The following is a 23,739-nucleotide window of genomic DNA, read 5'->3' on the forward strand; positions in this document are numbered from 1 at the left end:
TGGGTTGCGCCTTGGCATGCCGGCTCCCCTAGCCGAAACAATAAAAAAGCCGTCCGCGCCCGCAGCGTGAACGGCTTTGCCAACTTCAAGCCGCGACTTATTCCCGCGCCGCCAGCGTGGCGCGTATCAGTTCCAGCATCCGCTGGCTGGCGCCGCGGTGGGCCTGGCGGAATGCCGCCGCGCCCCGGCGCATCGCCTCGCGCCGCGCCGGATCCGCCAGCAGCGCCAGCGCCGCCGACACCATCCCGGCGGCATCCTCCACCTGGGTCGCCGCGCCGGCCGCCTGCGCGTCGGCGGCGGCCTGCTGGAAATTGAACACCGAAGGGCCGAACAGCGCCGGCACGCCGACGATCGCCGGCTCGATCAGATTGTGGCAACCGAAAGGCTGCAGGCTGCCGCCGATGAAGGCGACGTCGCAGGCGCCCAGGTAGCCGAACATCTCGCCCATGCTGTCGCCCAGCCATACCCGGGTATCCGCCGCCAGCGCGGCTTCGTCGCTGCGGCGCTGCAGCTTCAGGCCGCGCTGCGCCGCCAGTTCCGCCACCGCGGCCAGCCGTTCCGGATGGCGCGGCACCAGCGCCAGCAGCGTGTCGCCGACGGCGGCGCCAGCCGCGAGCCAAGCATCCAGAATCAGCGCTTCCTCGCCATCGCGGGTGCTGGCGCACAACAGCGTTTGCCGGCCGCCGATGCGGCGGCGGAAAGATTCCGCCAGTTGCATTTGCGCTGACGGAATCTCTATATCATATTTGCTGCTGCCGCAAATCGTAATGTTTTCCGCGCCCAACTGGCGGAAACGGTCGGCATCGTCAGCCGTTTGCGCAGCAATGGCGGTCAACTCCCGCATTGCCGGCCGGATCAGGCCAAGTATCCGGCGGTAGCCTTTCAGAGATTTGTCGGACAGCCTGGCGTTGGCCAGAATCAGCGGCACCCGCTGAGCGGCGGCGGCATGGATCAGATTGGGCCACAGCTCGGTTTCCATCAGGATGCCGCAGCGTGGCCGGTAAGCGGCGAGAAAAGCGGCGGCAGCCTGTGGATAATCGTAGGGCAGGTAGCGCACCTCCGCGCCCGGGTACAGCGCCTCGGCGGTGGCGCGGCCGGTCGGCGTCATCTGGGTCAGCAGCAGCGGCGCATTCGGCCATTGCCGGCGCAGCGCCTCCACCAACGGCTGGGCGGCGCGGGTTTCGCCCACCGATACCGCGTGTATCCAGATGGCGCCGGTGGCGCGTGGCTGCAGCGCGCGGCCGAAACGCTCGTCCCAATGCTCCAGATAGGCCGGAGCCTTTTGCGCGCGCTTTTTCAGATAGCGGCGAATCAGCGGCGTCAGCGGCCGCCACAGCCCGCCGTACAGGCGGCGCTGCCAGCTCATGTCCAGTCCCTGCGGGCAAACAGCGCCTGCAATACCGCTTCCACCGTCGGACATTGCCCGACATTGCCCAGATTGGTCGCCCAAGGCGTTTCCACCACCCCGGTCTGTTGCGGATCGGTATCGGTGTAGATGGCCACCAGCGGTACGTTCAAGGCGTTGGCCAGATGGGCCAGCCCGGTATCCACGCCGATGACCGCGCTGGCGTGGCCCAGCAGGCCGGCAGCCTCCAGCAGATCCATCTTCGGCGCCACCACAGCGGCCGGCAGCCGGGCCGCCAGCCGCTCGGCGCGCGCTTTCTCGCGCGGGCTGCCCCAGGGTAGCACCGTCACCAGGTCATGCTGGCTGGCCAGCCGGATTCCCAGCTCCACCCAACTCTCCTCCGGCCACTCCTTGGAAACGCGGCTGGTCGCATGCAGCAGCACCGCGTAACGGCCGCTGAGCATCCACGCCGGTTTCGCGCCGGCCTTGACGCCGAATTGCGGCTCGCCCTGCGGCTGATAGCCGAAGCTCAGGCCGAACAGGCGGCGGTTGCGCTCTATCGCCGACAACTGGCGCGACACCGTGTGCTTCTTGTCGTAGAACAGGCTGGCCAACGATTCGCGCGCGCTGTGCCAATCCAGTCCGGCCAGCGGCGCAGCGGCCCAGCGCGCCGGAATGGCGCTTTTCAACAGCCCTTGGCTGTCCAGCACCAGATCGAAGTGGGTGTCGCGCAGCTGTTGCTTCAGCGCTTTCAGTTCGCGCCAAGCGGCAGGCCGCAGCAGACGCTTGCGCCAGCTACGCCAGCGCAGGGTCAGCACCTCGGCGACTTGCGGATGCAGCCGGGCAATGTCGGCGAAGCTTTCCTCGGCCAGCCAACTCAAGCGGATATTGGGGTAATGCGTCTTCAGCTCGGTGATGGCGGGCCAGGTGTGGATAAGGTCGCCCATCGACGAGGTGCGCACGATCAGCACATTCATCATGGCGCGCATTGTACCCGAGGGGGGCTGTGGTTAACCAAGTAAAATCCCTCCGCAGCAAATGTGGATAAGCCACTGTGAATAAGTGAAGTCAGATTTATCCACAATCTGCCAGACCTTTGCGCGCTGCAATAATCCCATGGCTATCAACAGGACAAACACATGAAAAATATGACCTTTTAATGATTATCCACATAAAAAGCCCTCCTTCAGCATTATCATCATTTTATAACTGCGTTAAAGAAACAACGGTGAGGCCACATCGGCCGAGCGCAAAAAATCCGTGCACAGCGCAAGCAGCGATAGCGGCCGCCAACATGTGGAAAACCAGGCTTCCACGAAAAAACTCAAACTTATCCACAACTGGCCAGTCAGCAACAAACATGGCTGACAACAGCTTTCCAGTTATAGCAAACCATTGAAATACAATGGTTATAGGTACTTACCCACAGACAAAGACCCTCTTCTACCAGTTTCTTCAATATAAAAATGGGAATACTAAGAAAAGAAGCGGGCAGGAAATATTTAGCGGCGCAGCGTGCAAAAACAGCTGGAAAAGACAAACAGAAGCACTGCAGAACAGAAGTTTGCAAAAAAGCGAATTGGCTTGTGGACCAGTTCATCCAAGCAGGGCAAAGGTCATAGCCTCAACCTATCGACGCAAAGTTATCCACTTCTCCCTTAGGAAAGCCTTGCTGGGACCAGACAGTCCGGCAAGCGGAAACCAAGCATCCAAAGCAGGGGGAAAACGAAAATTGTCATTTATTTTCAATGATATGAATGGTTCTCCACACTGGAAAAACCCGTGCCGTCATTACAGCGGACAACTTGCCGCTAACAAACGGGCTGCTGGTTTCAACATGGCAACGACGTGGGCAGCAGTGGTAAAGCGCCGCGTATTCAAGCGATGGACTGCTCGCCGGGCAAGACAGGCAAGATGTTTCGGCCCGGCATTGAATGACATTTGATTGTTCGACTTCATCTGATGCAAAATGGAATTTTGCCCACCTGATGATCGATGACGATGCAAGCCTTGGTCAGATCCATGCTGGAGAGCGACATCGCCGAGGTGGCGCGGCTATGCGGCGATCTGGACTATCCCAGCAGCGAAGAGGATGTCGCGCGGCGCTACGCCACCATCCGCGCCTTTCCCGACAACGAGATCTGGGTGGCGGAGCGCGAAAGTCGGGTGGTCGGCTGGGCGCATGGCCACGGCGTCCATCTGCTTGAGGCCGAATCCTGTGTGGAAATCGGCGGCATCGTAGTGGACCCGGCCTTCCAAGGATTGGGCATAGGCAGGCTGCTGCTGGCCGCCTGCGAGCAATGGGCGCAGGAAAGGGGCTATCCGCGGATCCGGCTGCGTTCCGGACAGCAGCGCCTGGACGCGCACGCCTTCTATCGCCATATCGGCTATCAGCAGAAAAACACCGGCATCACTTTCGCGATCGATCTGCCGCGTACGGCGTGAACGCCTTTCGACTTATCCACAGATACGGCGCCGATCGCCAGGTAATCCACAGTTATGAAGATCCAGTTTCCCGCTCCCTTGCAAGCCGGCGACGCCGTAGCCGTCACCGCCATCTCCTCGGGCGTGCCCGCCCATCTGCACGCAGGTCTGGACGCCTCGCTGGACAGGCTGCGCGCGCGCGGCTGGAAGGTGGTGGAGGGCGATTGCCTGCGCGAAGAGAAGCATGACGCCAGCGCGCCGGCAAAAGCGCGGCTGGCGGAATTCAACCACTTCCTGTTCGATCCCGGCATCCGCGCCATCCTGCCGCCGTGGGGCGGCGAGCGGGCGATCGAGCTGCTGGCCGGCATGGACTTCGCCGCGCTGGCCAAATTGCCCGCCAAATGGCTGGCCGGCTTTTCCGACATTTCCACGGTGGCGGCGCCGCTGACCCTGCTGTCCGGCTGGGCGACGCTGCACGGCGCCAATCTGTACGACCTGGCGAGTGAGGAGGGCGATTTCGGCTGCGCGGCGCTGCTGGAGACCCTGGAGTGCGGTTTGCCGCCGCTACAGACGGCCTGCGGCGAGTTCTGGAGCTGGGGCAGCCCCATGCAGCGCCATCCGGGCCAGCTGCGCGTGCTGGGCGCCGCAGAGGCCCGCATCGAGGGACGGCTGATCGGCGGCTGCCTGGATACGCTGAGCCGGCTGCAGGGCAGCCGCTATTTCGATTTGAGCGCTTTCAAGGCGGAGCCGGCCATCCTGTATCTGGAAAACTGCGAAATGGGGCCGTGCGAGCTGCTGCGCGCGCTGACCGGCTTGCGGTTGGGAGGCGCGCTGGATGGCCTGGCCGGGCTGGTGTTGGGCCGCAGCGGCGGGCCTGACGCCGGCGACGCCAACGCGCTGGATTACCGGGCGGCGCTGGAAACGGCGCTGGCCGGACTGCCGTATCCGGTGGCGGTGGATGCCGACATCGGCCATGTGCCGCCGCAGTGGAGCCTGCTCAACGGCGCCTGGGCGACGCTGGAGGTGAAGGGGAGTGCAGGGGTGCTGGAACAGCGGCGGATGCGCTGAAGGGGCCTTGCCGGGGCTTACAGGGCCATCTTGTAGAACACCACCCGCTCGCTTTCGGCGAAACCCAGCGCCAGGTGGGCCGCCTGCGCCGGATGATTGTCCAATTGGGCGTCGGAAGCCAGCTCATCGCAGCCGTGCTGCCTGGCCCAGGCCTTGACGCGGGCCAGCAATAGCCTGGCCACGCCGCGGCGCCGTTCTGCGGGGACCACGTAAATGCCTTCCAGGAAAGCCACCGGGGAACGGGATGTGCCGTTGACGTAGTCGTGGCGCAGCGCGGCCTCGATCAGGCCTATGGGCTGGCCGGCGGCGTCATGGGCGAGGAAGGCGATGTGGCGGGAGGGTTTCGCCAGTTGGGCGGCGATGTCTTCCTGGTGGCGCGGCAAGGGGCAATGAGGCCACAGCTGGCCGCGCAATTGCAGCCAGTGTGCCGCGCTGTGTTCGCTGGCAGGCGCGATGTTCATCTAGATGGACTCGAATTCCGGCTGCGGCAGGTGGCGGCGCAGCACCAGTATCTTGTCCACCCGGGTCTTGTCCATATCCACCACTTCGAAGCTGAAGCCATTCCATTCGAAGCGGTCGGTGACGCTGGGAATGCGGCCCAACTGGTATAGCATCACGCCGGCCAGGGTGTGGATGTTGCCGCCGGCTTCGCCAGGCAGCGGATTGTCCAGCTCGAAGAATTCGCGGAACCGTTGTAGCGACACCATGCCGTCCACCAGCCAGCTGCCGTCTTCGCGCTGCACGATCTCGTCGTCTTCGACGCCGATGGCCGGCATATCGCCGACAATGGCTTCCATCACGTCGTTGATGGATACCAGGCCCTCCAGCTCGCCGTACTCGTCCACCACCAGCGCGCTGTGGCTGCGCGCCTGCTTGAACTGCTCCAGCAGCTGCATCAGCGAGCTGGTGGCCGGCACGTACAGCGGCTGGACCAGGTCGGCGGCGAAGTCGGCCGGCTGGCCGGTGAGCAGCCGGTCCAACAGCTGCTTGGCGTTGAGTATGCCTATCACCTGGTCGCTATCGCCGCGGCACACCGGAAAGTGGCTGAAGTTATGCTGCAGCAGCAGTTCGCGGTTGCGTTCAGGGCCGTCTTCCAGATCCAGCAGCACCACGTCCTTGCGCGGCGTCATCACCGACGCCACCTTGCGGTTGTCCAGCCGGAAGATGTTTTCCACTAGTTCCTGTTCGGCGCGGTCGAACACGCCTTCATCGGCTCCCTGTTCCATCAGCACGCGGATTTCGTCCTCGGTGATGGAAGGCTCGCTGCTTTTTTTGGCGCGCAGCAGCCTGAGCAGGCCATCGGTGGTGCGGCTGAAGATCTGTACCAGCGGGCCGCTGGCGCGCGACAGCAGCAGCATGGGCCGCGCCAGCGCCATCGCCACCCGCTCCGGATTCAGCAGCGCCAGCCGCTTGGGCACCAGCTCGCCCAGGATCAGCGACAGCGTGGTGATGAACATCACCATCAGCGCCACCGACAGCGGCTTGCTGTACGGCGCCAGCAGCGCGACGGCCTGCAGCTTCTGCCGCAGGTGCTCGGACAAGGCCGCTTCGCCGTAGACGCCGGACAGGATGCTGATCGAGGTGATGCCGATCTGGATGGTGGACAGGAAGCGGGTGGGTTCGGCCGCCAGCTTCAGCGCGGCGCGCGCGCCCTTGTGGCCGTCGTCGGCTTTTTGTTGCAGCCGGACTTTGCGCGAGGAGACGATGGCGATCTCGGCCATCGCGAATACGGCGTTCAACAGCACCAGGCCAAGCAGCAGCAGGATTTCCACGATGCAATCAGGGTAAGTTGCGGAGCTACTAGCTTAGGGCAAGCCGTCCGCCGCGCAAAGTGGCGCAGCGGACGGCAGTATCAGAACAGGCTGCTCTGCGGCGCGGCGCCGGCCCAGCGGATGGGATCGCGGCCATGGGCGATCAGCCAGGCGTTGACCTGCGAGAAGTGGCGGCAGCCGTGGAAGCCGCGGCTGGCCGACAGCGGCGACGGATGGGCTGCGGTCAGCGCCAGATGGCGGCTCTGGTCTATGCGCTCGGCCTTGGTCTGCGCCCAGTTGCCCCACAGCAGGAACACGCAGCCGGGGCTTTGCGCGTTGACGGCGTCGATCAGCGCGTCGCTCACCGCCTGCCAACCCAGCTTGCCGTGGCTGCCGGCCTGGTCCTGCTCCACGGTGAACACGCTGTTGAGCAGCAGCACGCCCTGTTGCGCCCAGTGGCTGAGGTCGCCGCTGGCGGGGATGCCCAGGCCCAGGTCGGCCGACAGTTCCTTGTAGATGTTGCGCAGGGACGGCGGCACCCGCACGCCGTCCGGTACCGAGAACGACAGGCCCATTGCTTCGCCGGCGCCGTGGTAGGGATCCTGGCCCAGAATCACCACCTTGACGTCGGCGGGGGCGGTGAAGGTCAGCGCGTTGAACACCTGCGGCGGCGGCGGAAACAGCGTCTTGCCGGCTTGCTGCTGCTGCGCCAGCTGGCGGTCGATGGCGGCCAGCTTGTCGGTGATGGACGGGCTGTTCAATACGGTTTCCCAGTCCGGATGGATGCGGGCCAGGGCGGGGGACAGATAGGACAGTTGTTGCATAGGTTTCTTGAAGTGACGGCGTCGGGGTTGGAGCGGTCGGCGCGGGTATTCGTTCCTGCGCCGCGCCAAGCAAAACACCGCCCGAGGGCGGTGTCGTCTCAGGGCTGGCCCGGGCTCAGTAGCGGGCGACTTTAGGGTCCACTTGGGCGGACCAGGCGTCGATGCCGCCCTTGAGGTTGATCACGTCGTCGAAGCCGGCGTTCTGCAGGAACAGCGCCACCTGGGCGCTGCGCATGCCGTGGTGGCAGATGGCGACGATGGTGGTGTCGTCCGGCAGCTCGCTCATCCGCAGCGGGATCAGGTTCATCGGGATATGGACGCTGCCTTCTATCCTGGCAAGCTGGTATTCCCATTCTTCGCGCACATCGAGCAACAGCGTGGCCGGCGCCTGGGCGTCGGCCAGCCGGGCGGCCAGCTCGGGGGCCTGGATTTCGCGCAGCATCAGAAGCTGAACCGGGCGGGTTCCACCGCCTCGAATTTTTTCAGCCGCTCGATACAGGTTTCGAACAGCGCGGTTTCGCGGAAGCTGGTTTCGGTTTCGCGCTGGATCAGCTTGCAGCTCATCACCGGCAGGTCGCCCACCACCATGATCAGGCGGCCGCCGACGGCCAGCTGGTCTTTCAGTTCCTGCGGCACTACCGGCAGCGAACCGCCGACCACGATCACGTCGAACGGCGCCTGCTCCGGCAGGCCCAGCACGCCGTCGCCTTCCACCAGGCTGACATTGCGGATGCCGGCTTTCTTCAGATTGGCGGCGGCCCGTTCTTTTTGCGCGGCATCGATTTCCACGCTCACCACCTGTTTGCCGAGTTTGGCCAGCAGCGCGGTCAGATAGCCGCTGCCGGTGCCGATTTCCAGGATCTTGTCGGAGGGCTGGATGGCGGCGTCTTGCGCCAGGCGGGCTTCCATCTTGGGCTGCAGCATCTTGCTGCCGTTGGGCAGCGGCAGTTCGGTATCGACAAAGGCCATCTGGCGCTGGTTGTCGGCCACGAAGTCTTCGCGTTTCACGTGAAACAGCAGATCCAGCACGGTCTGATCCAGAACTTCCCACGGCCGAATCTGCTGTTCGACCATGTTGAAACGGGTTTTTTCGAAATCCATCAACTTAAACTCCGGAGGGCTGGGAGTCCGCTCCGCCATTGGAGCCAGGGCTGCGGCGGCAAGGACTCGTGTCATGACGATAACTTGCGATTATCCCATATTTGCCTTACCTTCACAGCATCGCTAGGGGTCCTGCGCCTGGCGTTCGGCGTGATCGGCTACCACAGTGTAGGACATCGGGCTGAAAGATAGGGCGCGGGTGAGAAATACCCTTGGAACCTGACCCGGATAATACCGGCGTAGGGAAGCGTCACCTGTCCGGGATAGCCCACCATCCCGCTGCAGCCGGCACCCAGCCGAACCGCTCCTTGCGCCGCTTCATCGCCTTGGAGACCCGCCCGATGAACGCGCCCGTAAACAAGCAGATGGTGGTGGACGCCGCCGCCATCCAGCCGCTTCCCAATTCCCGCAAAATATATGTAGAGGGCAGCCGCTCCGACTTGCGCGTGCCGATGCGCGAGATCAGCCAGTCCGATACTCCCACCCAGTTCGGCGGCGAGAAAAATCCGCCGATCTACGTCTACGACTGCAGCGGTCCGTACAGCGACCCCCAGGCGGAAATCGACATCCAGAGCGGCCTGGCGCCGTTGCGCGCCGGCTGGATCGCCGAGCGCGGCGACTGCGAGCAGCTTGACGGCCTGTCCAGCGAATACGGCCGCGCCCGTGAAGCCGACCCCAAGCTGGCCGAGCTGCGCTTCAACCTCAAGCGCCAGCCGCGCCGCGCCAAGGCCGGCCGCAACGTCACCCAGATGCATTACGCCCGCCGCGGCGTCATTACGCCGGAGATGGAATTCGTCGCCATCCGCGAAAACCTCAACCGCAACGCTTATGTGGAATCGCTGAAGTCAGCCGGCAATTCCCGGCTGCTGGAACTGATGACGCGCCAGCATGCCGGCCACAGCTTCGGCGCCAATCTGCCGGAAGAGATCACCGCGGAATTCGTGCGCCAGGAAGTGGCCGCCGGCCGCGCCATCATTCCGGCCAACATCAATCACCCGGAATCCGAGCCCATGATCATTGGCCGCAATTTCCTGGTGAAGATAAACGGCAATATCGGCAATAGCGCGGTAACGTCGTCGATATCTGAAGAAGTGGACAAGATGACCTGGGGCATACGCTGGGGCGCCGACACCATCATGGACCTGTCCACCGGCAAGAACATCCACGAAACGCGCGAGTGGATTCTGCGCAACAGTCCGGTGCCTATCGGCACGGTGCCGATCTACCAGGCGCTGGAGAAGGTGAACGGCAAGGCCGAGGACCTGACCTGGGAGATCTTCAAGGACACGCTGATCGAGCAGGCCGAGCAGGGCGTCGACTACTTCACCATCCATGCCGGGGTGCGGCTGCAGTACGTGCCGCTGACCGCCGGCCGCATGACCGGCATCGTGTCCCGCGGCGGCTCCATCATGGCCAAGTGGTGCCTGGCGCATCACCGGGAAAATTTCCTGTACACCCATTTTGAAGAGATCTGCGAAATCATGAAGGCCTACGATGTGGCCTTCAGCCTGGGCGACGGCCTGCGTCCGGGCTCCGCCTGGGACGCCAACGACGCGGCGCAGCTGGGCGAACTGAAAACCCTGGGCGAACTGACCCAGATCGCCTGGCGGCATGATGTCCAGGTGATGATCGAAGGCCCGGGCCACGTGCCGATGCAACTGATCAAGGAAAACATGGACAAGGAGCTGGAGTGGTGCCACGAAGCGCCGTTCTATACCTTGGGGCCGCTGACCACCGACATCGCGCCCGGCTACGACCACATCACCTCCGCCATCGGCGCGGCGCAGATAGGGTGGTACGGCACCGCCATGCTCTGTTACGTCACCCAGAAGGAACATCTGGGCCTGCCCAACAAGAACGACGTCAAGGAAGGCATCATCACCTACAAGCTGGCGGCGCACGCGGCCGACCTGGCCAAGGGACATCCCGGCGCGCAGATCCGCGACAACGCCTTGAGCAAGGCGCGCTTCGAATTCCGCTGGGAAGACCAGTTCAACCTGGGACTGGACCCGGACAAGGCGCGCGACTTCCACGACGAAACGCTGCCGAAGGACAGCGCCAAGGTGGCGCATTTCTGCAGCATGTGCGGCCCGCACTTCTGTTCGATGAAAATCACCCAGGATGTGCGCGAATTCGCCGCCAAGCACGGCGTCAGCGATGAAGAGGCCTTGCGCAAGGGCATGGAAGTGAAGGCGGTGGAGTTTGTGAAGGGCGGCTCCAAGCTGTACGACAAGGTGTAAGGCCGCGTTGGCAGTCCGGCCGGCGGCAAGGCGCCGGCCGGGCGGATGGAAAGAATGCCGTTCACTGGATTTTGCGTGGGCGGCATTTTCTGTTTCGCCGCGGCGGCCGGAATGGAGGTCTGCCGCTCATCGCGGCTGCATTGCCGCGCCCGGGCGGCTAACATGGAGTGGTTGTCAAGCACGGGAGTGAGAGATGGATACCAGCAGCCATTTATTGCCCGGCCTGTTCCGCCAGCTGGGCCTGGCCGACGAGCCGGCCGCCATCCGCGCCTTCATCGCCAGCCATCCGCTGCCGCCGCGCGTTGCGCTCGCCGATGCGCCGTTCTGGAGCGCGTCACAGGCGGCGTTTCTGCGTCAGGCGCTGGAGAGCGACGCCGAGTGGAGCGAGGCGGTGGATGAATTGGCGGTATTGTTGCAGCAGGCGGAGGGCTGAGCGCGGGATTGTGGATAAACGCGCTCCCGGACGGCAGACTGTGGATAGATGGATTTCGCGTGATGGTTTGAGTACTTCGCACAGACAAATGGCAGCCTTGGCGGCTGCCGTTTTGCGTCTTCCCGCCGTAGCGGCGGCCGCCATTTTGCTGCGCTATCTTATCGAAATCTCCAATTTTTCAGTGGTTTATTTATCAAAATGGCATTGAATAGCCGGCAACGGCGATATAGCTTTAATAAGATTCATGACAATGGTAGAAGACGGTATGAAGCAGACCGATCAGACCCTGCTGGAGCAGTTGCGCATCACCGAGTTTGAAATCGACCAGCGCAAACAGCTGTTCGCTTTGGCAACGCGCGATGAGTTGCTGCTACGCGCCGCCGGCGTGCTGATAGAGGCGCAATTGGACGAACTGGTGGAGCGTTTCTACGAATTGCAGACCAGCACGCCGGAAATCGCGCTGCTGATTGGCGACGCCGACACCCTGCAGCGGTTGCGCAGCGCTCAGCGTCGCTACGTGATAGACCTGTTCAGCGGCGTCTACGATCTGGAATACGTCAACAACCGCCTGCGCATCGGCCTGGTGCACAAGCGCATTGGCGTGGAGCCCAAGCTGTACTTGGCCGCCATCCATACCTTGCGCTCGCTGCTGTCCGTCCAATTGAGCAAGCTGATCCCCGACGACGATGTGCGCGTGCAGACCCTGTTGTCTATGGACAAGCTAGTGATGTTCGACATCGCGCTGGTGTTCGAAACCTATATCCGCAGCCTGGTGGCGGAAATCGAAACCTCGCGCAACAAGTCGGAGCAGTATGCGCAGGTGTTGGAGGAAAAAGTGGTGATACGCACCCGCCAGTTGGAGGAGCTGTCGCGCACCGATCCGCTGACCAGCCTGCTCAACCGCCGCTATCTGGACGAAACCCTCACCCGGGTGCTGCGCAGTGCGCAGCGGCGGCATGAGAAGGTTACGATGGTGTACCTGGATGTGGACGACTTCAAGGCGATCAACGATACCGAGGGCCATCAGCACGGCGACGAGATCCTGCGCGTGCTGGGCGAAACCATCAACCGCATCTCGCGGGTGGAGGACGGCTGTTTCCGTTACGGCGGCGACGAGTTCTGCATCGTGCTGCCCAATTGCAGCCGCCGCCTGGCGGAGGAAAACTTTGTCCAGCGGCTGCGGGCCGAGCTGGATATCTCGCTGCCGGGCGTGAAGTTGAGCGTAGGCTGCGTCGAGACCGGGCCGGATGATTTCGTCAGCCCGGAAGCGCTGGTGGGGATGGCCGACCAGCACATGTACACGGTCAAGCAGCAGCACCGGCTGGAGAGTGAAACGGAAAAGTTCGGCAAATGACTATAGCCGGCATACCCGGTTGCGGCCGCTCTGCTTGGCCTGGTAGAGCGCCTGGTCGGCCTTCTGCTGCGCGCTGGCGAAGTCGTGCTGATGGCACTGCCATTCGTACACGCCGGCGGAAAAGCTGCAGCGCTGCTCCGGCTGTTCCGGCAACAGAGCCAGTTCGCTGAATTGCTGGCGCAGTCGGTCGGCCACCGCCATGCCGGCTTCGGCGCCGGTATCCGGCATCACCAGGCAGAACTCCTCGCCGCCATAGCGGATCAACAGATCGTTTTCCCTGACGCCGTTGTTGAGCACACCAGCCAGCGCCTGGATCACCAGGTCGCCCGCCGGGTGGCCGTAGCGGTCGTTGATGGACTTGAAATGGTCGATGTCCAGCATGACCACGCAGACTCGTTCGGTCGACGCTTCCAGCGTGCGTAGCCAGTACTGCAGCGCGCGGCGGTTGCCGGTGGAGGTGAGCGGATCGATGTTGGCGGCGTCCTGCAGCCGGCTGTTCTGCCGCTGCAGCACGATGTTGAGAAAGCCCACCGAGCCGCAGACCTGGGCGGCGGCGGCCACGGTCAGCGCCAACTGGTGGGCCAGCGTGTGTTCATGCGGCAGGTGTGGCAGGCCCTGGTACAGCCGGAGCAAGTCCGGCGCGTCGCGCCAGATGAATAGCAGCGCGCCCAGCAGGAACAGCAGCGCGGTAGGGCTGAAGCGGTTGTCGCAGATCCGCTGCTCCGCGCGCTGGTACAGCCAGCCGGCGCTCAGATAGAGCGCGGGGATTTCCAGGGCGTCCAGCGCGGTCGCGTACAGGGGCTGCGGCACCCATTTGTCCAGAATCGAGTAGGCACCCACCCACAGCCACAGCGTGTCGGGCAGGCGGATACTGCTCAGCCGGGCGATGATCATCAACTGCAGCGTGATGCCGGCATTGCTCATGCCGCTGCCCAGCGACAGCCAGCCAAGGTGGCGTCCCAGCACCTCGCCTTCCAGCAACATGCCGGCGGCCAGCAGCAGCGAAGCCTGCAGCCAGCGGCGGCGCGGCCGCAGCAGATCGGCGCGCACGCTGTGTTGCCAGGTGATCGCGCCTATGCTGGCGACGGAGAGGGAAACCATGACGAGCGGGAAATTGAACATTCAGGCCTTGTCGGGAAGATGGGCGGTAGCGATTTAATCCTAGCAAAGCCGGTTTTCCGCTGTCACCGCCCAATTTCCGCCGACCGGCTTCAGAAGCGGGCCACCACCTTGCGGCGTATGCTGTAGTCGGGGCGCAGGCTGGCTTCGGTATCGAGGAAATAACGGTTGCTGTCCAGCCAGAAGTGCGGGTCGTTGGTGGCTTGCGGATCGGCCCACAGCTGGAATAGCTGGTGCACTTGTTGGGCGTGGTCGCAGCGCGCCAGCGCTTCGCGGAATGGACGCTCGCTGAACATGCGGGCGATGGTGGCCAGCAGTTGCAAGTGCTGCGGATGCGCCTCCTGCGGCAGCAGCAGCAACAGCAGGTTGTGCACCGGCGCGCCGTCGGGCGCGTCGAAGGCCATGCCGCGTTTCAGGCGCAGAAACAGCGCATGGGCTTCAGTCAGGCCGGGAATGCGGGCATGCGGCAAGGCCAGGCCGTGGCCCAGCGCGGTGCTGCCGGTCTGCTCGCGCAGTTGCAGCGCGGTCTGCAGGGTCTGGCTGTTGAGCGCGTGGCGTTGGCCCAGTTGGCGGGCGGCGTGGTCGAACAGCTGGTTTTTGCAGTCTATGTCCACGTCCAGCAGGATGTCGCTGATGCGGCAGATGTCGGGCAAGCTTTCCATGACGGATGTCTCCAGGGGGAATGACAAGACCATGCTAGGTCGCCCAGCCTAAATTCAAGCTAAATAAACCGCAGCCGGACATCAAAATGCCATCAACGCGACTGGCCCCGCTATGGTTTCGGCTGGATGGCGCCCTTGATGTCGGATGCCTGCCGTTTGAGCTTGTCCACCTGCTCTTTCAACTCCGGATTCAGCAAGGTGGCGGCGGCGCCCATTTGTTTGGCCACGCCCAGCGCGGCGCTGGCCTGCTCCTTCAGTTGCCCCAGCGGCGCGCTGGCGGTGTCCACGCCCTGGTGCACGCTGCCGATGGCGGCTGAGGCGGCCTGTTGCAGCTGGGTGGTCTGTTGCGGGTTGCAGCCGGCCAGCGCCAGCGTGGCGCTCAGCAGGAAAATGGGGGTGCGCATGGTTGAGTCCGGTCTGATTATGGTGGTGTGATAGAGAGTTGGCATCGGTGCCGCAAGTTCCATCGCCGGCGGCACCGGGCTGGCATTGCCTATAGTTCAAGCCGGGTTGCCGGCTGCTTGCGGCACGACTTCGGGGAAAGGCAGGTCCGATGAAGCGCTTGCGCCACTTCCGCCGCCTGCTGCGGGCCGGATGGCTGCCGCTGCTGTTGGCTCCCGCGGACGGGATGGCCGCGGAAACGCTGCGGCTGGTCAATTTGTCGCCGCTGGACACGCCGAACATGCTGGCGATGCGCCGGACGCTCGACGCCGCGTTTGCGCATGCGGGGCTGGCGTACACCATAGAATACCAGCCGCCGGAGCGCGCGCTGGCGGCTTTCATGGCCGGAGAGTTCGACGGCGATCCCAATCGCGGGCCGCAGTTCCAGCAGTTCTATCCCGGTGCCATCCGGGTGGAGCCGCATCTGCGCACCTCCTGGTATTACGCGATCAGCGCCTCCACCCAGGTCAGGCCCAAGTCCTGGGCCGACCTGGGCCACTACCACATCGCCTATATGCGCGGACTGCACGGCATCGATCTGATGACCCGCCACGTCGCCAGGCGCGAAACGCCGTATACCCACGACGCCTGCATCAGGATGGCGCTGCTCAGGCGGGTGGATTTATGCATCGTATCCAGCGAAACCGCCGGCCATTGGCCCTTGCAGGAAAAATACGCCAGCCGGGTGCAGGCCACCGCCTTCGAGCATCTGGACATCTATCTATGGCTGGCCCCCGGCGAGCGCGCCGCCGCTGACAAATTGACCCGGGCGATGCAGGGCATGGCCGGCAGCGGCGAGTTGCAGAGGCTGATGGGGCCTTTCCGTTCCAATTGATGCGGACTGGCGACAGCGCATGTCGAAATGACATTGGCAATGTTGCGCCAGGCGGGTAAGTTGATTTCTCCGTCAAGCACAACAGGAGCTCGCCATGATCGCCGTCACCGTTGTCTATCCCAACCGCGCCGCCGCGCGTTTCGACTTTGACTACTATATGCAGCAGCACATGCCCATGGTGCAGCAACTGCTGGGCAGCGCGCTCAAGGGCGTGCAGGTGGAGCGCGGGCTGAGCGGACTGGAGCCGGGCAGCCCGCCGGACAGCCTGGCGCAGGCCCAGCTGGTGTTCGAATCGCCAGAGGCTTTCCAGCGCGCGTTCGCTCCGGTGGCGGCGCGCATCATGGACGACATCGCTAATTACACCGATATCCAGCCGACGATACAGTTCAGCGAGATTCTGCTGCATGAGGAGCGCAAACCCAGCGTCAGCGGCTGGTACGCCTCGGCGGGCTGATCCTTCAGGCCAATATGCGTTCGGCCAGGCCGTCCGGCGCCTGGCTGATGGCCAGTCGCGGCGTGCGGTGCCAGGCGGCCAGTTTGGCCAAGGCGCCGGACAGGTCGTCGGCCAGACGCTGGCTGACGCGCACGCCGGGTTCCAGATGCAGCGACTTCACCTCGAATAGTCCCTGCGCGCGGTGGGCCTTGGCGTCCAGCCGGCCCACCAGCTTGCCGCGGTTGAGGATGGGCAGGGTGAAGTAGCCGTATTTGCGCTTGGGCGCCGGGGTGTAGCACTCGATCTTGTAGTCGAAATCGAACAGCTCCAGCGCGCGCTTGCGGTCCCACACCAGCGGGTCGAACGGCGACAGGATGGCGGTGTTGCCGCTCTTGAGCCGCTCCGCCGCCGCCAGTTCCAGCTCGGCGGCGAGGCTGGCGTGAACGTAGGCCTCGTCGCTCCAGCCTTCCACTTTCACCGCGATCAGTTCGCCCTGATCGGCTAGTTGCGCCAACATCTCGCCGTACGGCGCCCGCTTCAGCCGATAGTAGTCGGCCACCCAGCCGGCCTTGACCAGCCCCAGCGCGCGGCAGCTGTTGCGCACCATCTGCAGCCTGGCTTCTTCCGGCGACGGCAGGTCGCGCGCGTCGTCCCAGCCGGGCAGCACCCGTTCCGCCAGGTCGTAGACGCGCTGGAAGCCGCGCCTTTCCTTCACCATCAGCCGGCCTAGCGTGAACAGTACTTCCAGGTGGCGTTTTTCCGGCTTCCAGTCCCACCAGCCGTTGCCCTTGCCGCCCTTGCGCTCGAAATCGGCGGAGCGCACCGGGCCGCTCTCGCGGATGTGTTCGACGATGTTGTCGATATCGGCGCGGTGTTGCTCCAGCCAGCGCTGCGAATATTTCCAGCCCATGCTTTCGGCGCTCAGCATGCGGTGGCGCAGCAGGCCGTAGTCCTCCACCGGCACGAAGCAGGCCTCGTGCGCCCAATATTCGAACAGCGCGCCTTCGGCCAGCAGCTGTTCCAGCCACTCCTGCGGATAGTCGCCGATGCGGCTGTACAGCACCATATAGGGGCTGCGCGCCACCACGCTGATGGTGTCGATCTGCAACAGCGCCATCCGGCGCACCGCCTCCAGCGCATCGGCCTTGCTTGCCTTGCGGCGTGGCGTGTTCAGCAGGCCCTGGGCAGCCAGTTGCAAGTGGCGGGCTTGTTGCCGCGAGAGGTGGGTGGAGGACATGTTGTGCGCATGAATGGTAGGAGGAAAGACTATAGCAGGGGCGAATGGGGAGTGTCTGCAGGGATGCAAATGGCCAATTCCATGCCATGCCATGGCCGATGGCGGCAGTGTGGACAATTCCAATTCATGCGCATGAAATGGAAAGGATGATCAGCCATCGACGCGGTGATCGCCAATCAGGCGGTGCATGAGCTCCGCCACCAGCGCCATGCGCCGACGCTGCATCGCCAGGTGCGCGAGGTGCTGAAACCGAGCGCGCTCTATCCGATGCGCGATCATTTCGCCGGCGACGGCGGCATGGCCAATGCCGAGCGATACCTGACGGTGGACGAGCAGCGCGCGGCCCGGTTTTGCCGCAGCGGAATTGCCGTTGCGCCAGGGCGGCTTGGCTTTGTTTCGCGCCCGATAACGCTTGTGATATGGCCGCGCCTGTCGTTTAATCCATTGTCATTGCCGCTTGACCGGCATATCAACCCGGACGCCGGATGGCCATCGGCTCCATTTTCTTAGGCGATCTCATGAATACCAGCAAAACCGTGATTCAGCGTTTCAATCGGGAAGTGATAGAAAACGGCGATATGGCGGCCTTTGCCGAACTAGTGGCGCCGGATTTCATCAACCACTCGGCCCCGCCGGGGGTACCCAACGGCCCTGACGGCTTTGCCGGATTCTTCACCGGCATGTTGCACTCGGCCTTGTCCGATATCCGCGTGCTGATACATGAGCAGATCGAAGAGAACGGCAAGGTAGTGACCCGCAAGACCATAGAGGCTACCCACACGGGCGTGTTCTTCGGTCAGGCCGCCAGCGGCAAGCGCATCGCCATTAATGCGATGGACATCGTCGTCGTGCGCGATGGGAAATACGCCGAGCATTGGAGCTGCGCCGATCTGTACGGCGCGATCGCCCAGATCCAGCGCGGCTGAACCCCGCCTGCATGGCGAAGGCCGGATAGCCTCAATTCCCGCTGCGGCGGCTGGCGAAAAACTTCCGTACCAGTTGCTGATAGCTGCCGTCCTGCCGCATTTTTTCCAGCGCCTGGTTGAAGCGCTGCAGCAGCGCCTGCTGGCCGGATTGCTTGTTGACGGCGATGAAGGTCGGTTTGGCCGCCAGGGCCGTCGCTGCGATTGCCAGGCCGGCGCGGCGCTTGGCGGGCAGGGTTTCCATCGCCTCCTGTATGCCCAGCACGGCGTCCAGATAGCCCCTTTCCAGCCGCTGCAGATTCTGCTGGTCGGAGTCTCCGTCGTAGGCGGTGAAGCGGCGTGCGGCGCGGGCATGGTCGAAGTCGTCGCCATAGCTCCATCCGGCCATCACGCCGATGCGCTTGTGGTCGAGGTCGGCCAGGCTGCGGAAGTCCAGCGGCCGCCGCCGCAGGTAAACCACCACGATGCGCTCGGTGAACAAGGGCAGGCTGAAGTCGTAGCGTTTTTCCCGCTCCGCGGTTTTATACAGGCCGCCGACCGCGCTGCTGCTGTTGTCGATCTCGTGCAGAGCCCTGCGCCAGCTCATCGCCTGCACGGTCAGCGGAATGGCGGCTCTGTCGCAAATCTGGCGGATCAGTTCGGGATAGAGCCCTTGCGCGCTGTCACCGCCGCCGGCGTACATGAACGGCGGGTCGCTGGCATCCAGCGCCACCGTCAGGCCATCGGCCGCCAGAATCGGGCTGGGCTGGCCCAGGCAGCCGCAGATCAGCATGGCTTTCAGCCACAGCCGGCATCTCCGGCTGGTCAGCGGGCGCACAGTCATTTCAGGTGGTCTCGCGAGGCCTTGGTCACCTGCTAAGAATAGTCGCAGGACTAGCCGCGAGCCCGGCGGCCGGCAATAAAAAACGGAACCGACGGGTTCCGTTTCGATATGGCGATTTCGGCGGCGCTTACGGATAGACGATGCGCAGCAGGTTGGTCGATCCCGGCGTACCGAAGGGCACGCCGGCGATGATCACCATCGGCTTGCCCTGCTGAGCCAGGCCCAGCTTGGTGGCGCAGAAGGTGGTCTTCACCACCATGTCCTCCAGGTTTTCCGCGTCCGGACCGTGGTAGGCCACCACGCCCCACACCAGCGTCAGGCGTCGGGCGGTGTCCAGGCTGGGCGAGATGCCCAGGATAGGGGTGGATGGGCGTTCGCGCGCCAAGTATAGGCAGCTGGCGCCGCTGGTGGTGAAGGCGACCGAGACGGTGACCGGCAGCAGCGTGGCCACCTTGCGCACACAGGCGGCGATGGCGTCGGTGCGGTCGGGTTCGTCGGCCACGCTGTAGTCCAGCGCCATCACTTTGCGGTAGTCCGGCGCGTTTTCCACCCGGCGGATGATGCGGTCCATGATCTGCACCGCCTGCAGCGGGAACTGGCCGGCGGCGGTTTCGGCCGACAGCATCACCGCGTCGGCGCCTTCGTACACCGCGGTGGCCACGTCGTTGGCTTCGGCGCGCGTCGGCGTCGGCGCGGTGATCATCGATTCCAGCATCTGGGTGGCGACGATCACCGGGCGGCCCAGGTGGCGGCACTGGTGGACGATGCGGCGCTGCACCACCGGCACGTCTTCCGGCGGCAGCTCAACGCCCAGGTCGCCGCGCGCCACCATCACGCCGTCGGCCAGCGTGGCGATGGCTTCCAGATCGTCCACCGCCGAAGGTTTTTCGATCTTGGCGACGATGCCGGCCTGCTTGCCGACGATCTGCCGCAGCTCGGCCACATCCTGCGCGGTCTGCACGAAGGACATCGCGATCCAGTCGGCGCCTTCCTGCAGCGCGAACTCGGCGTCCTTGCGGTCTTTATCGGTGATGGCGGACATCGGCAGCACGGTGTGCGGCAGGTTGAAGCCCTTGTTGCTGGACATTTCGCCGCCGACGGTGACGCGGGTGGCGATGCGGCGCGGTTCCACTTGTTCCACGTGGAACGCCATCTTGCCGTCGTTCACCAGAATGACGTGGCCGGGCTCCAGCGCGGCGAAGGCTTCCGGGTGCGGCAGGCTGGCGCGCTGGGCGTTGCCTTCGACCTCATCCAGCACGAATTCGTAGCGGGCGCCGGTCTGCACGGTCGTGGGCTGTGGAAATTTGCCGATCCGCAGCTTGGGGCCCTGCAGGTCAAACAGCGCGCCTATCGGCCGCTCCAGCGCCTTTTCCGCGGCGCGGATGGCGGCCAGGCGGGCGCGGTGGTCGTCATGGCTGCCGTGGCTCATGTTGAGGCGGAAAATGTTCACCCCGGCGCGGGCCAGTTCCAGGATCTGTTCCGGGGTGCTGGACGAGGGGCCCAGCGTGGCGAGAATTTTGGTGTTGCGAAGCATGACTGTCCTTTGCGGCCTCCGGCCGGTTAGGTTGGAGCTGAAAGCATATTGCCGGAGCCGCGGCCCGGGCTTGCCGCCCGGCATGGGCGGCTGCGCGGCGTTATCAAGGGGACGTTATCCCCGCTTGGCCGCCATGTATCCGATGGTGCCACGCTTGCGCCGCGGCTTCTTTGCGTTGGGTCGAATCCGCGCGTCTTGCGGGGCTGGCGGCGCGCATCGGCTGGGTGTTCGGCATTGTCGTCCATGCTGCCATAACTGCCATGTAGCGGCAGGATTACTTGAAAATCAGGATTTGTGCGTAAAACAACGGTTTATGGTGTTGTTTTTTCTGTATGTGTTATCTGAATGTTCGCTTATTTTCTTATTTTTTCTTTTGTAATAAGCGCCCTGTAATCGACGCAAAGCCTTGTTGCAGTGCGGGATTGCGCGCGGAGGGCGGGATCGGCGCGCAAGCCTTGCTGGGCGGGGAAGCCTGCGGCGACGGTCCGGCGTTTTGGCGCCTGGCGCTGGCGGAATGACAGGGTAAGTGCGCGAATGTAGCGCTGCGCTACATTTTTCAATGTATTGATTTTATTGAAAAATATCATGGATTATTTCATTGCCAGGCTTGGTTGCGCTGCGGAAAATGTATTTTTTTTTACCGGATGATTGACAAGCGTGTGTTCGGGAATAGAATTGTCCGAAAATAAAACGAACGTCATAAGCAAAAAAAGCAACATTAGCGCAACGTTGACACCCCCGCTGTTAACCATGCTGCCTTACCGGCAATCAGGAGAAGACACTCATGAGCGATCAGTACGTACTGGCCTTGGACCAAGGCACCACCAGTTCCCGCGCCATCCTGTTCAACCGCAGCGGCGACATCGTGTCGCTGGCGCAAAAGGAATTCCGCCAGATCTACCCGCAACCGGGCTGGGTGGAACACGATCCGCAGGAAATCTGGGGCGGACAGGTGGGCGTGGCGGCGGAAGCCGTGGCCAAGGCCGGCATCGACGGTCGCAGCATCGCCGCCATCGGCATCACCAACCAGCGCGAAACCACCATCGTCTGGGACCGTGAAACCGGCCAGCCGGTATACAACGCCATCGTCTGGCAGGACCGCCGCACCGCAGGCTTCTGCGACGAACTGAAGGCGCGCGGCCTGGGCGAGCTGATCCGCAGCAAGACCGGGCTGCTGGTGGACGCCTACTTCTCCGGCAGCAAGATCAAGTGGATTCTGGACAATGTGCCGGGAGCCCGCGAACGCGCGATGAGCGGCAAGCTGGCCTTCGGCACTGTCGACAGCTGGCTGATCTGGAACTTCACCCACGGCAAGGTGCACGTCACCGACGTGTCCAACGCCTCGCGCACCATGGTGTACAACATCCACACCCAGCAATGGGACGCCGAGTTGCTGGACATCATGGGCATTCCGGCCAGCATGTTGCCGGAAGTGAAGAGCTCGAGCGAAGTGTACGGCCACACCCACGCCGCCCACCTGGGGGTGGAAATCCCGATCGCCGGCGTGGCCGGCGACCAGCAGGCCGCGCTGTTCGGCCAGCAGTGCACCCAGCCTGGCATGGTGAAGAACACCTATGGCACCGGCTGCTTCATGATGCTGAACACCGGCGACACCCCTATCGAATCCTCCAACAATCTGCTGACCACCATCGCCTGGAAAGTGGACGGCAAGGTGCAGTACGCGCTGGAAGGCTCCATCTTCATCGGCGGCGCGGTGGTGAAATGGCTGCGCGACGGCCTGGGCATCATCCGCCACTCGGCCGACGTCGGCCCGCTGGCGCAGGAGGTGAAGGACAGCGACGGCGTCTACCTGGTGCCGGCCTTCGCCGGCCTGGGCGCGCCGCACTGGAACCCCAACGCCCGCGGCACCATCGTCGGCGCCACGCTGGGCACCAAGGCCGCGCACGTGGCCCGCGCCGCGCTGGACAGCATCGCCTACCAGACCATGGACGTGCTCAAGGCGATGGAGGCCGACGCCAAGATGGGCATCGCCGAACTGCGCGTCGACGGCGGCGCCACCGTCAACGAGCTCTTGATGCAGTTCCAGTCCGACATCCTCGGCGTGGACGTGGTGCGCCCGAAGATCACCGAAACCACCGCGCTGGGCGCCGCCTACCTGGCCGGCCTGGCCGTTGGCTACTGGAAGAACCTGGACGACGTGCAGGGCCAATGGCAACTGGACCGCCGCTTCCAGCCGCGGATGGCGGCCGAAGAGGTGGCCGGCAACGTCAAGGGCTGGCAGCGCGCCGTCAAGGCCGCCACCGTCTGGGCAGACGACCAGTCCTGATTTCCGGCTGAACATGCGATGACCCGCCGCGCAAACAGCGGCGGGCGGGCGACCCCTTTTCTGAAAGACAAAATCATGAATCCTCTGATTGGCGAATTCATCGGCACCGCCTTGCTGGTGCTGCTGGGCAATGGCGTGGTGGCCAATGTATTGCTGAAAAACACCAAAGGCCACAACAGCGGCCTGATCGTGGTGGCCTTCGGCTGGGCGATGGCGGTGTTCGTCGGCGTGTTCAGCGTGGCGGCGATCAGCGGCGCCCACCTGAACCCGGCGGTGTCGGTGGCGCTGGCGGTGGCCGGCAAGTTCGCGTGGAACAAGGTGCCGGGCTATGTGGCGGCGCAGATGCTGGGCGGCATGGCCGGCGCCGGCCTGATGTGGCTGATCTATCGCAAGCACTATGAAACCACCGACTGCGCCGACACCAAGCTGGCCACTTTCTGCACCGGTCCGGCCATCCGCAGCCTGCCGGGCAACCTGGTGTCCGAGATCGTGGCCACCTTCGTGCTGGTTTTCGCCATCCTGTCGATGGTGGCGCCCAAGGTGTCGCTGGGCGCGATCGACGCGTTGCCGGTGGCCCTGTTGGTGCTGGGCATCGGCGTGTCGCTGGGCGGCACCACCGGCTACGCGATGAGCCCGGCGCGCGATCTGGCGCCGCGCATCATGCACGCGATCCTGCCGATTCCGGGCAAGCGCGACAGTGACTGGGGCTATTCCTGGGTGCCGGTGATCGGTTCGCTGATCGGTGGCACGCTGGCGGCGCTGGCCTACACTTTCTAATGGCTGTCGACGGCGCGTTTCCCGGCGCGCCGTTTTCCTTTTTTGTTCGTTTTTCGCGTCGCGCGCATCGGCCTTGCCGCTATTCCCTTCATATCAAAAAGTCTTGTTATACAAGGCTTGCATGTCTG

The 23,739-nt window shown here is 63.8% G+C and carries 26 protein-coding genes and 1 riboswitch; of the genes, 12 read left to right on the forward strand and 14 right to left on the reverse strand.

The genetic code is table 11. The features are described 5' to 3' along the window. Positions 1–97 precede the first annotated feature (97 nt). Positions 98–1,366, reverse strand: a complete 1,269-nt coding sequence (gene waaA, locus BI347_RS00805) for a lipid IV(A) 3-deoxy-D-manno-octulosonic acid transferase (RefSeq protein WP_071115100.1) — start codon at positions 1,364–1,366, stop codon at positions 98–100. Beyond that, positions 1,363–2,322, reverse strand: coding sequence for a lipopolysaccharide heptosyltransferase I (gene waaC, locus BI347_RS00810; RefSeq protein WP_193431048.1), 960 nt, complete (start codon positions 2,320–2,322; stop codon positions 1,363–1,365). The genes waaA and waaC overlap by 4 nt, the downstream gene beginning before the upstream one ends. A 428-nt stretch (positions 2,323–2,750) precedes the next feature. Between waaC and BI347_RS23360 the strand changes: the two genes are divergently transcribed. The 3 genes from BI347_RS23360 to BI347_RS00820 all read left to right on the forward strand — a co-directional run bounded on the left by BI347_RS23360 (position 2,751) and on the right by BI347_RS00820 (position 4,837). After that, positions 2,751–3,290: a hypothetical protein gene (locus BI347_RS23360; RefSeq protein WP_139167155.1), complete on the forward strand. Its 540-nt coding sequence runs from the start codon at positions 2,751–2,753 to the stop codon at positions 3,288–3,290. Positions 3,291–3,367: 77 nt separating this feature from the next. Next, positions 3,368–3,790, forward strand: coding sequence for a GNAT family N-acetyltransferase (locus BI347_RS00815; RefSeq protein ID WP_158020686.1), 423 nt, complete (start codon positions 3,368–3,370; stop codon positions 3,788–3,790). A 54-nt stretch (positions 3,791–3,844) separates the two neighbouring features. After that, complete coding sequence (locus BI347_RS00820; RefSeq protein WP_071115102.1) at positions 3,845–4,837, forward strand: S66 family peptidase; 993 nt, start codon at positions 3,845–3,847, stop codon at positions 4,835–4,837. Between the two features lie 17 nt (positions 4,838–4,854). Here the strand turns inward: BI347_RS00820 and aac(6') are convergent, their stop codons facing one another. From aac(6') to BI347_RS00845, 5 genes are all read right to left on the reverse strand, one after another. Continuing rightward, entirely contained in the window at positions 4,855–5,298 is a 444-nt protein-coding gene (aac(6'), locus tag BI347_RS00825) for an aminoglycoside 6'-N-acetyltransferase (RefSeq protein ID WP_071111667.1), read from the reverse strand. After that, positions 5,299–6,609: a hemolysin family protein gene (locus BI347_RS00830; protein ID WP_083338608.1), complete on the reverse strand. Its 1,311-nt coding sequence runs from the start codon at positions 6,607–6,609 to the stop codon at positions 5,299–5,301. Positions 6,610–6,689: 80 nt separating this feature from the next. Then, a complete protein-coding gene (locus BI347_RS00835) occupies positions 6,690–7,412 on the reverse strand; it encodes a uracil-DNA glycosylase (RefSeq protein ID WP_071115104.1) in 723 nt (240 codons plus the stop codon). A gap of 115 nt (positions 7,413–7,527) precedes the next feature. Continuing rightward, a complete protein-coding gene (locus BI347_RS00840; RefSeq protein ID WP_193430953.1) occupies positions 7,528–7,854 on the reverse strand; it encodes a rhodanese-like domain-containing protein in 327 nt (108 codons plus the stop codon). Further along, positions 7,854–8,513, reverse strand: a complete 660-nt coding sequence (locus BI347_RS00845) for a protein-L-isoaspartate O-methyltransferase family protein (RefSeq protein WP_071115105.1) — start codon at positions 8,511–8,513, stop codon at positions 7,854–7,856. Before BI347_RS00845 ends, BI347_RS00840 begins: the two co-directional genes overlap by 1 nt. 115 nt (positions 8,514–8,628) lie before the next feature. Further along, positions 8,629–8,776: riboswitch (TPP riboswitch) on the forward strand. Between the two features lie 78 nt (positions 8,777–8,854). Between BI347_RS00845 and thiC the strand changes: the two genes are divergently transcribed. From thiC to BI347_RS00860, 3 genes are all read left to right on the forward strand, one after another. Then, positions 8,855–10,753 carry a phosphomethylpyrimidine synthase ThiC gene (thiC, locus tag BI347_RS00850; RefSeq protein WP_071115106.1) on the forward strand — a complete coding sequence of 633 codons (1,899 nt, stop codon included), beginning with the start codon at positions 8,855–8,857 and terminating at the stop codon, positions 10,751–10,753. Positions 10,754–10,946: 193 nt separating this feature from the next. Continuing rightward, on the forward strand, positions 10,947–11,186 hold the full coding sequence (locus BI347_RS00855; RefSeq protein WP_071115107.1) for a DUF2789 domain-containing protein: 240 nt from the start codon (positions 10,947–10,949) through the stop codon (positions 11,184–11,186). Between the two features lie 265 nt (positions 11,187–11,451). Continuing rightward, positions 11,452–12,540, forward strand: a complete 1,089-nt coding sequence (locus tag BI347_RS00860) for a GGDEF domain-containing protein (RefSeq protein WP_071111661.1) — start codon at positions 11,452–11,454, stop codon at positions 12,538–12,540. Here BI347_RS00860 and BI347_RS00865 read toward each other — a convergent pair whose 3' ends face one another. The 3 genes from BI347_RS00865 to BI347_RS00875 all read right to left on the reverse strand — a co-directional run bounded on the left by BI347_RS00865 (position 12,541) and on the right by BI347_RS00875 (position 14,725). Continuing rightward, positions 12,541–13,662, reverse strand: a complete 1,122-nt coding sequence (locus BI347_RS00865) for a GGDEF domain-containing protein (protein WP_071111660.1) — start codon at positions 13,660–13,662, stop codon at positions 12,541–12,543. It lies immediately after the preceding gene. Positions 13,663–13,751: 89 nt separating this feature from the next. Then, complete coding sequence (locus BI347_RS00870) at positions 13,752–14,321, reverse strand: PTS sugar transporter subunit IIA (RefSeq protein WP_071115108.1); 570 nt, start codon at positions 14,319–14,321, stop codon at positions 13,752–13,754. Positions 14,322–14,431: 110 nt separating this feature from the next. Next, the gene (locus tag BI347_RS00875; protein WP_071111658.1) at positions 14,432–14,725 is read right to left on the reverse strand and encodes a lipoprotein; all 294 of its coding nucleotides are present in this window, start codon (positions 14,723–14,725) and stop codon (positions 14,432–14,434) included. A gap of 149 nt (positions 14,726–14,874) precedes the next feature. On the opposite strand from BI347_RS00875, the gene BI347_RS00880 reads away from it, so the two are divergent. Together BI347_RS00880 and BI347_RS00885 are read left to right on the forward strand one after the other, a co-directional pair. Then, on the forward strand, positions 14,875–15,597 hold the full coding sequence (locus tag BI347_RS00880; RefSeq protein ID WP_071111657.1) for a substrate-binding periplasmic protein: 723 nt from the start codon (positions 14,875–14,877) through the stop codon (positions 15,595–15,597). A 94-nt stretch (positions 15,598–15,691) separates the two neighbouring features. Beyond that, the gene (locus BI347_RS00885) at positions 15,692–16,051 is read left to right on the forward strand and encodes an EthD family reductase (RefSeq protein WP_071115109.1); all 360 of its coding nucleotides are present in this window, start codon (positions 15,692–15,694) and stop codon (positions 16,049–16,051) included. Positions 16,052–16,055: 4 nt separating this feature from the next. Here the strand turns inward: BI347_RS00885 and BI347_RS00890 are convergent, their stop codons facing one another. Next, positions 16,056–17,267: a winged helix-turn-helix domain-containing protein gene (locus tag BI347_RS00890; protein ID WP_071115110.1), complete on the reverse strand. Its 1,212-nt coding sequence runs from the start codon at positions 17,265–17,267 to the stop codon at positions 16,056–16,058. Positions 17,268–17,432: 165 nt separating this feature from the next. Between BI347_RS00890 and BI347_RS00895 the strand changes: the two genes are divergently transcribed. Then, positions 17,433–17,777: a hypothetical protein gene (locus BI347_RS00895; protein WP_071115111.1), complete on the forward strand. Its 345-nt coding sequence runs from the start codon at positions 17,433–17,435 to the stop codon at positions 17,775–17,777. Between the two features lie 8 nt (positions 17,778–17,785). Next, complete coding sequence (locus BI347_RS00900) at positions 17,786–18,193, forward strand: ester cyclase (protein WP_095210774.1); 408 nt, start codon at positions 17,786–17,788, stop codon at positions 18,191–18,193. A 31-nt stretch (positions 18,194–18,224) separates the two neighbouring features. Here the strand turns inward: BI347_RS00900 and BI347_RS00905 are convergent, their stop codons facing one another. From BI347_RS00905 to BI347_RS23365, 3 genes are all read right to left on the reverse strand, one after another. Next, positions 18,225–19,013, reverse strand: a complete 789-nt coding sequence (locus tag BI347_RS00905; protein ID WP_083338610.1) for a substrate-binding periplasmic protein — start codon at positions 19,011–19,013, stop codon at positions 18,225–18,227. A 127-nt stretch (positions 19,014–19,140) separates the two neighbouring features. Next, a complete protein-coding gene (gene pyk / locus BI347_RS00910) occupies positions 19,141–20,547 on the reverse strand; it encodes a pyruvate kinase (protein ID WP_071111651.1) in 1,407 nt (468 codons plus the stop codon). 353 nt (positions 20,548–20,900) lie between these two features. After that, a complete protein-coding gene (locus BI347_RS23365) occupies positions 20,901–21,134 on the reverse strand; it encodes a hypothetical protein (RefSeq protein WP_139167156.1) in 234 nt (77 codons plus the stop codon). 197 nt (positions 21,135–21,331) lie between these two features. Between BI347_RS23365 and glpK the strand changes: the two genes are divergently transcribed. Together glpK and BI347_RS00920 are read left to right on the forward strand one after the other, a co-directional pair. Beyond that, positions 21,332–22,834: a glycerol kinase GlpK gene (gene glpK / locus BI347_RS00915; protein WP_071115113.1), complete on the forward strand. Its 1,503-nt coding sequence runs from the start codon at positions 21,332–21,334 to the stop codon at positions 22,832–22,834. Between the two features lie 75 nt (positions 22,835–22,909). Continuing rightward, positions 22,910–23,611: an MIP/aquaporin family protein gene (locus BI347_RS00920; protein ID WP_071112062.1), complete on the forward strand. Its 702-nt coding sequence runs from the start codon at positions 22,910–22,912 to the stop codon at positions 23,609–23,611. Positions 23,612–23,739 lie beyond the last annotated feature (128 nt).

This window comes from Chromobacterium sphagni (genome assembly GCF_001855575.1).
GTDB classification, from domain to species: Bacteria; Pseudomonadota; Gammaproteobacteria; order Burkholderiales; family Chromobacteriaceae; genus Chromobacterium; species Chromobacterium sphagni.

Bases quoted from the DNA above. Each gene is read 5' to 3' on its own strand.
- waaA (WP_071115100.1), bottom strand. From the start codon at position 1,366: ATGAGCTGGCAGCGCCGCCTGTACGGCGGGCTGTGGCGGCCGCTGACG.
- waaC (WP_193431048.1), bottom strand. From the start codon at position 2,322: ATGAATGTGCTGATCGTGCGCACCTCGTCGATGGGCGACCTTATCCAC.
- BI347_RS23360 (WP_139167155.1), top strand. From the start codon at position 2,751: ATGGTTATAGGTACTTACCCACAGACAAAGACCCTCTTCTACCAGTTT.
- BI347_RS00815 (WP_158020686.1), top strand. From the start codon at position 3,368: ATGCTGGAGAGCGACATCGCCGAGGTGGCGCGGCTATGCGGCGATCTG.
- BI347_RS00820 (WP_071115102.1), top strand. From the start codon at position 3,845: ATGAAGATCCAGTTTCCCGCTCCCTTGCAAGCCGGCGACGCCGTAGCC.
- BI347_RS00835 (WP_071115104.1), bottom strand. From the start codon at position 7,412: ATGCAACAACTGTCCTATCTGTCCCCCGCCCTGGCCCGCATCCATCCG.
- BI347_RS00840 (WP_193430953.1), bottom strand. From the start codon at position 7,854: ATGCTGCGCGAAATCCAGGCCCCCGAGCTGGCCGCCCGGCTGGCCGAC.
- BI347_RS00845 (WP_071115105.1), bottom strand. From the start codon at position 8,513: ATGGATTTCGAAAAAACCCGTTTCAACATGGTCGAACAGCAGATTCGG.
- thiC (WP_071115106.1), top strand. From the start codon at position 8,855: ATGAACGCGCCCGTAAACAAGCAGATGGTGGTGGACGCCGCCGCCATC.
- BI347_RS00855 (WP_071115107.1), top strand. From the start codon at position 10,947: ATGGATACCAGCAGCCATTTATTGCCCGGCCTGTTCCGCCAGCTGGGC.
- BI347_RS00860 (WP_071111661.1), top strand. From the start codon at position 11,452: ATGAAGCAGACCGATCAGACCCTGCTGGAGCAGTTGCGCATCACCGAG.
- BI347_RS00865 (WP_071111660.1), bottom strand. From the start codon at position 13,662: ATGTTCAATTTCCCGCTCGTCATGGTTTCCCTCTCCGTCGCCAGCATA.
- BI347_RS00870 (WP_071115108.1), bottom strand. From the start codon at position 14,321: ATGGAAAGCTTGCCCGACATCTGCCGCATCAGCGACATCCTGCTGGAC.
- BI347_RS00875 (WP_071111658.1), bottom strand. From the start codon at position 14,725: ATGCGCACCCCCATTTTCCTGCTGAGCGCCACGCTGGCGCTGGCCGGC.
- BI347_RS00880 (WP_071111657.1), top strand. From the start codon at position 14,875: ATGAAGCGCTTGCGCCACTTCCGCCGCCTGCTGCGGGCCGGATGGCTG.
- BI347_RS00885 (WP_071115109.1), top strand. From the start codon at position 15,692: ATGATCGCCGTCACCGTTGTCTATCCCAACCGCGCCGCCGCGCGTTTC.
- BI347_RS00890 (WP_071115110.1), bottom strand. From the start codon at position 17,267: ATGTCCTCCACCCACCTCTCGCGGCAACAAGCCCGCCACTTGCAACTG.
- BI347_RS00900 (WP_095210774.1), top strand. From the start codon at position 17,786: ATGAATACCAGCAAAACCGTGATTCAGCGTTTCAATCGGGAAGTGATA.
- BI347_RS00905 (WP_083338610.1), bottom strand. From the start codon at position 19,013: ATGACTGTGCGCCCGCTGACCAGCCGGAGATGCCGGCTGTGGCTGAAA.
- pyk (WP_071111651.1), bottom strand. From the start codon at position 20,547: ATGCTTCGCAACACCAAAATTCTCGCCACGCTGGGCCCCTCGTCCAGC.
- BI347_RS23365 (WP_139167156.1), bottom strand. From the start codon at position 21,134: ATGATATTTTTCAATAAAATCAATACATTGAAAAATGTAGCGCAGCGC.
- glpK (WP_071115113.1), top strand. From the start codon at position 21,332: ATGAGCGATCAGTACGTACTGGCCTTGGACCAAGGCACCACCAGTTCC.
- BI347_RS00920 (WP_071112062.1), top strand. From the start codon at position 22,910: ATGAATCCTCTGATTGGCGAATTCATCGGCACCGCCTTGCTGGTGCTG.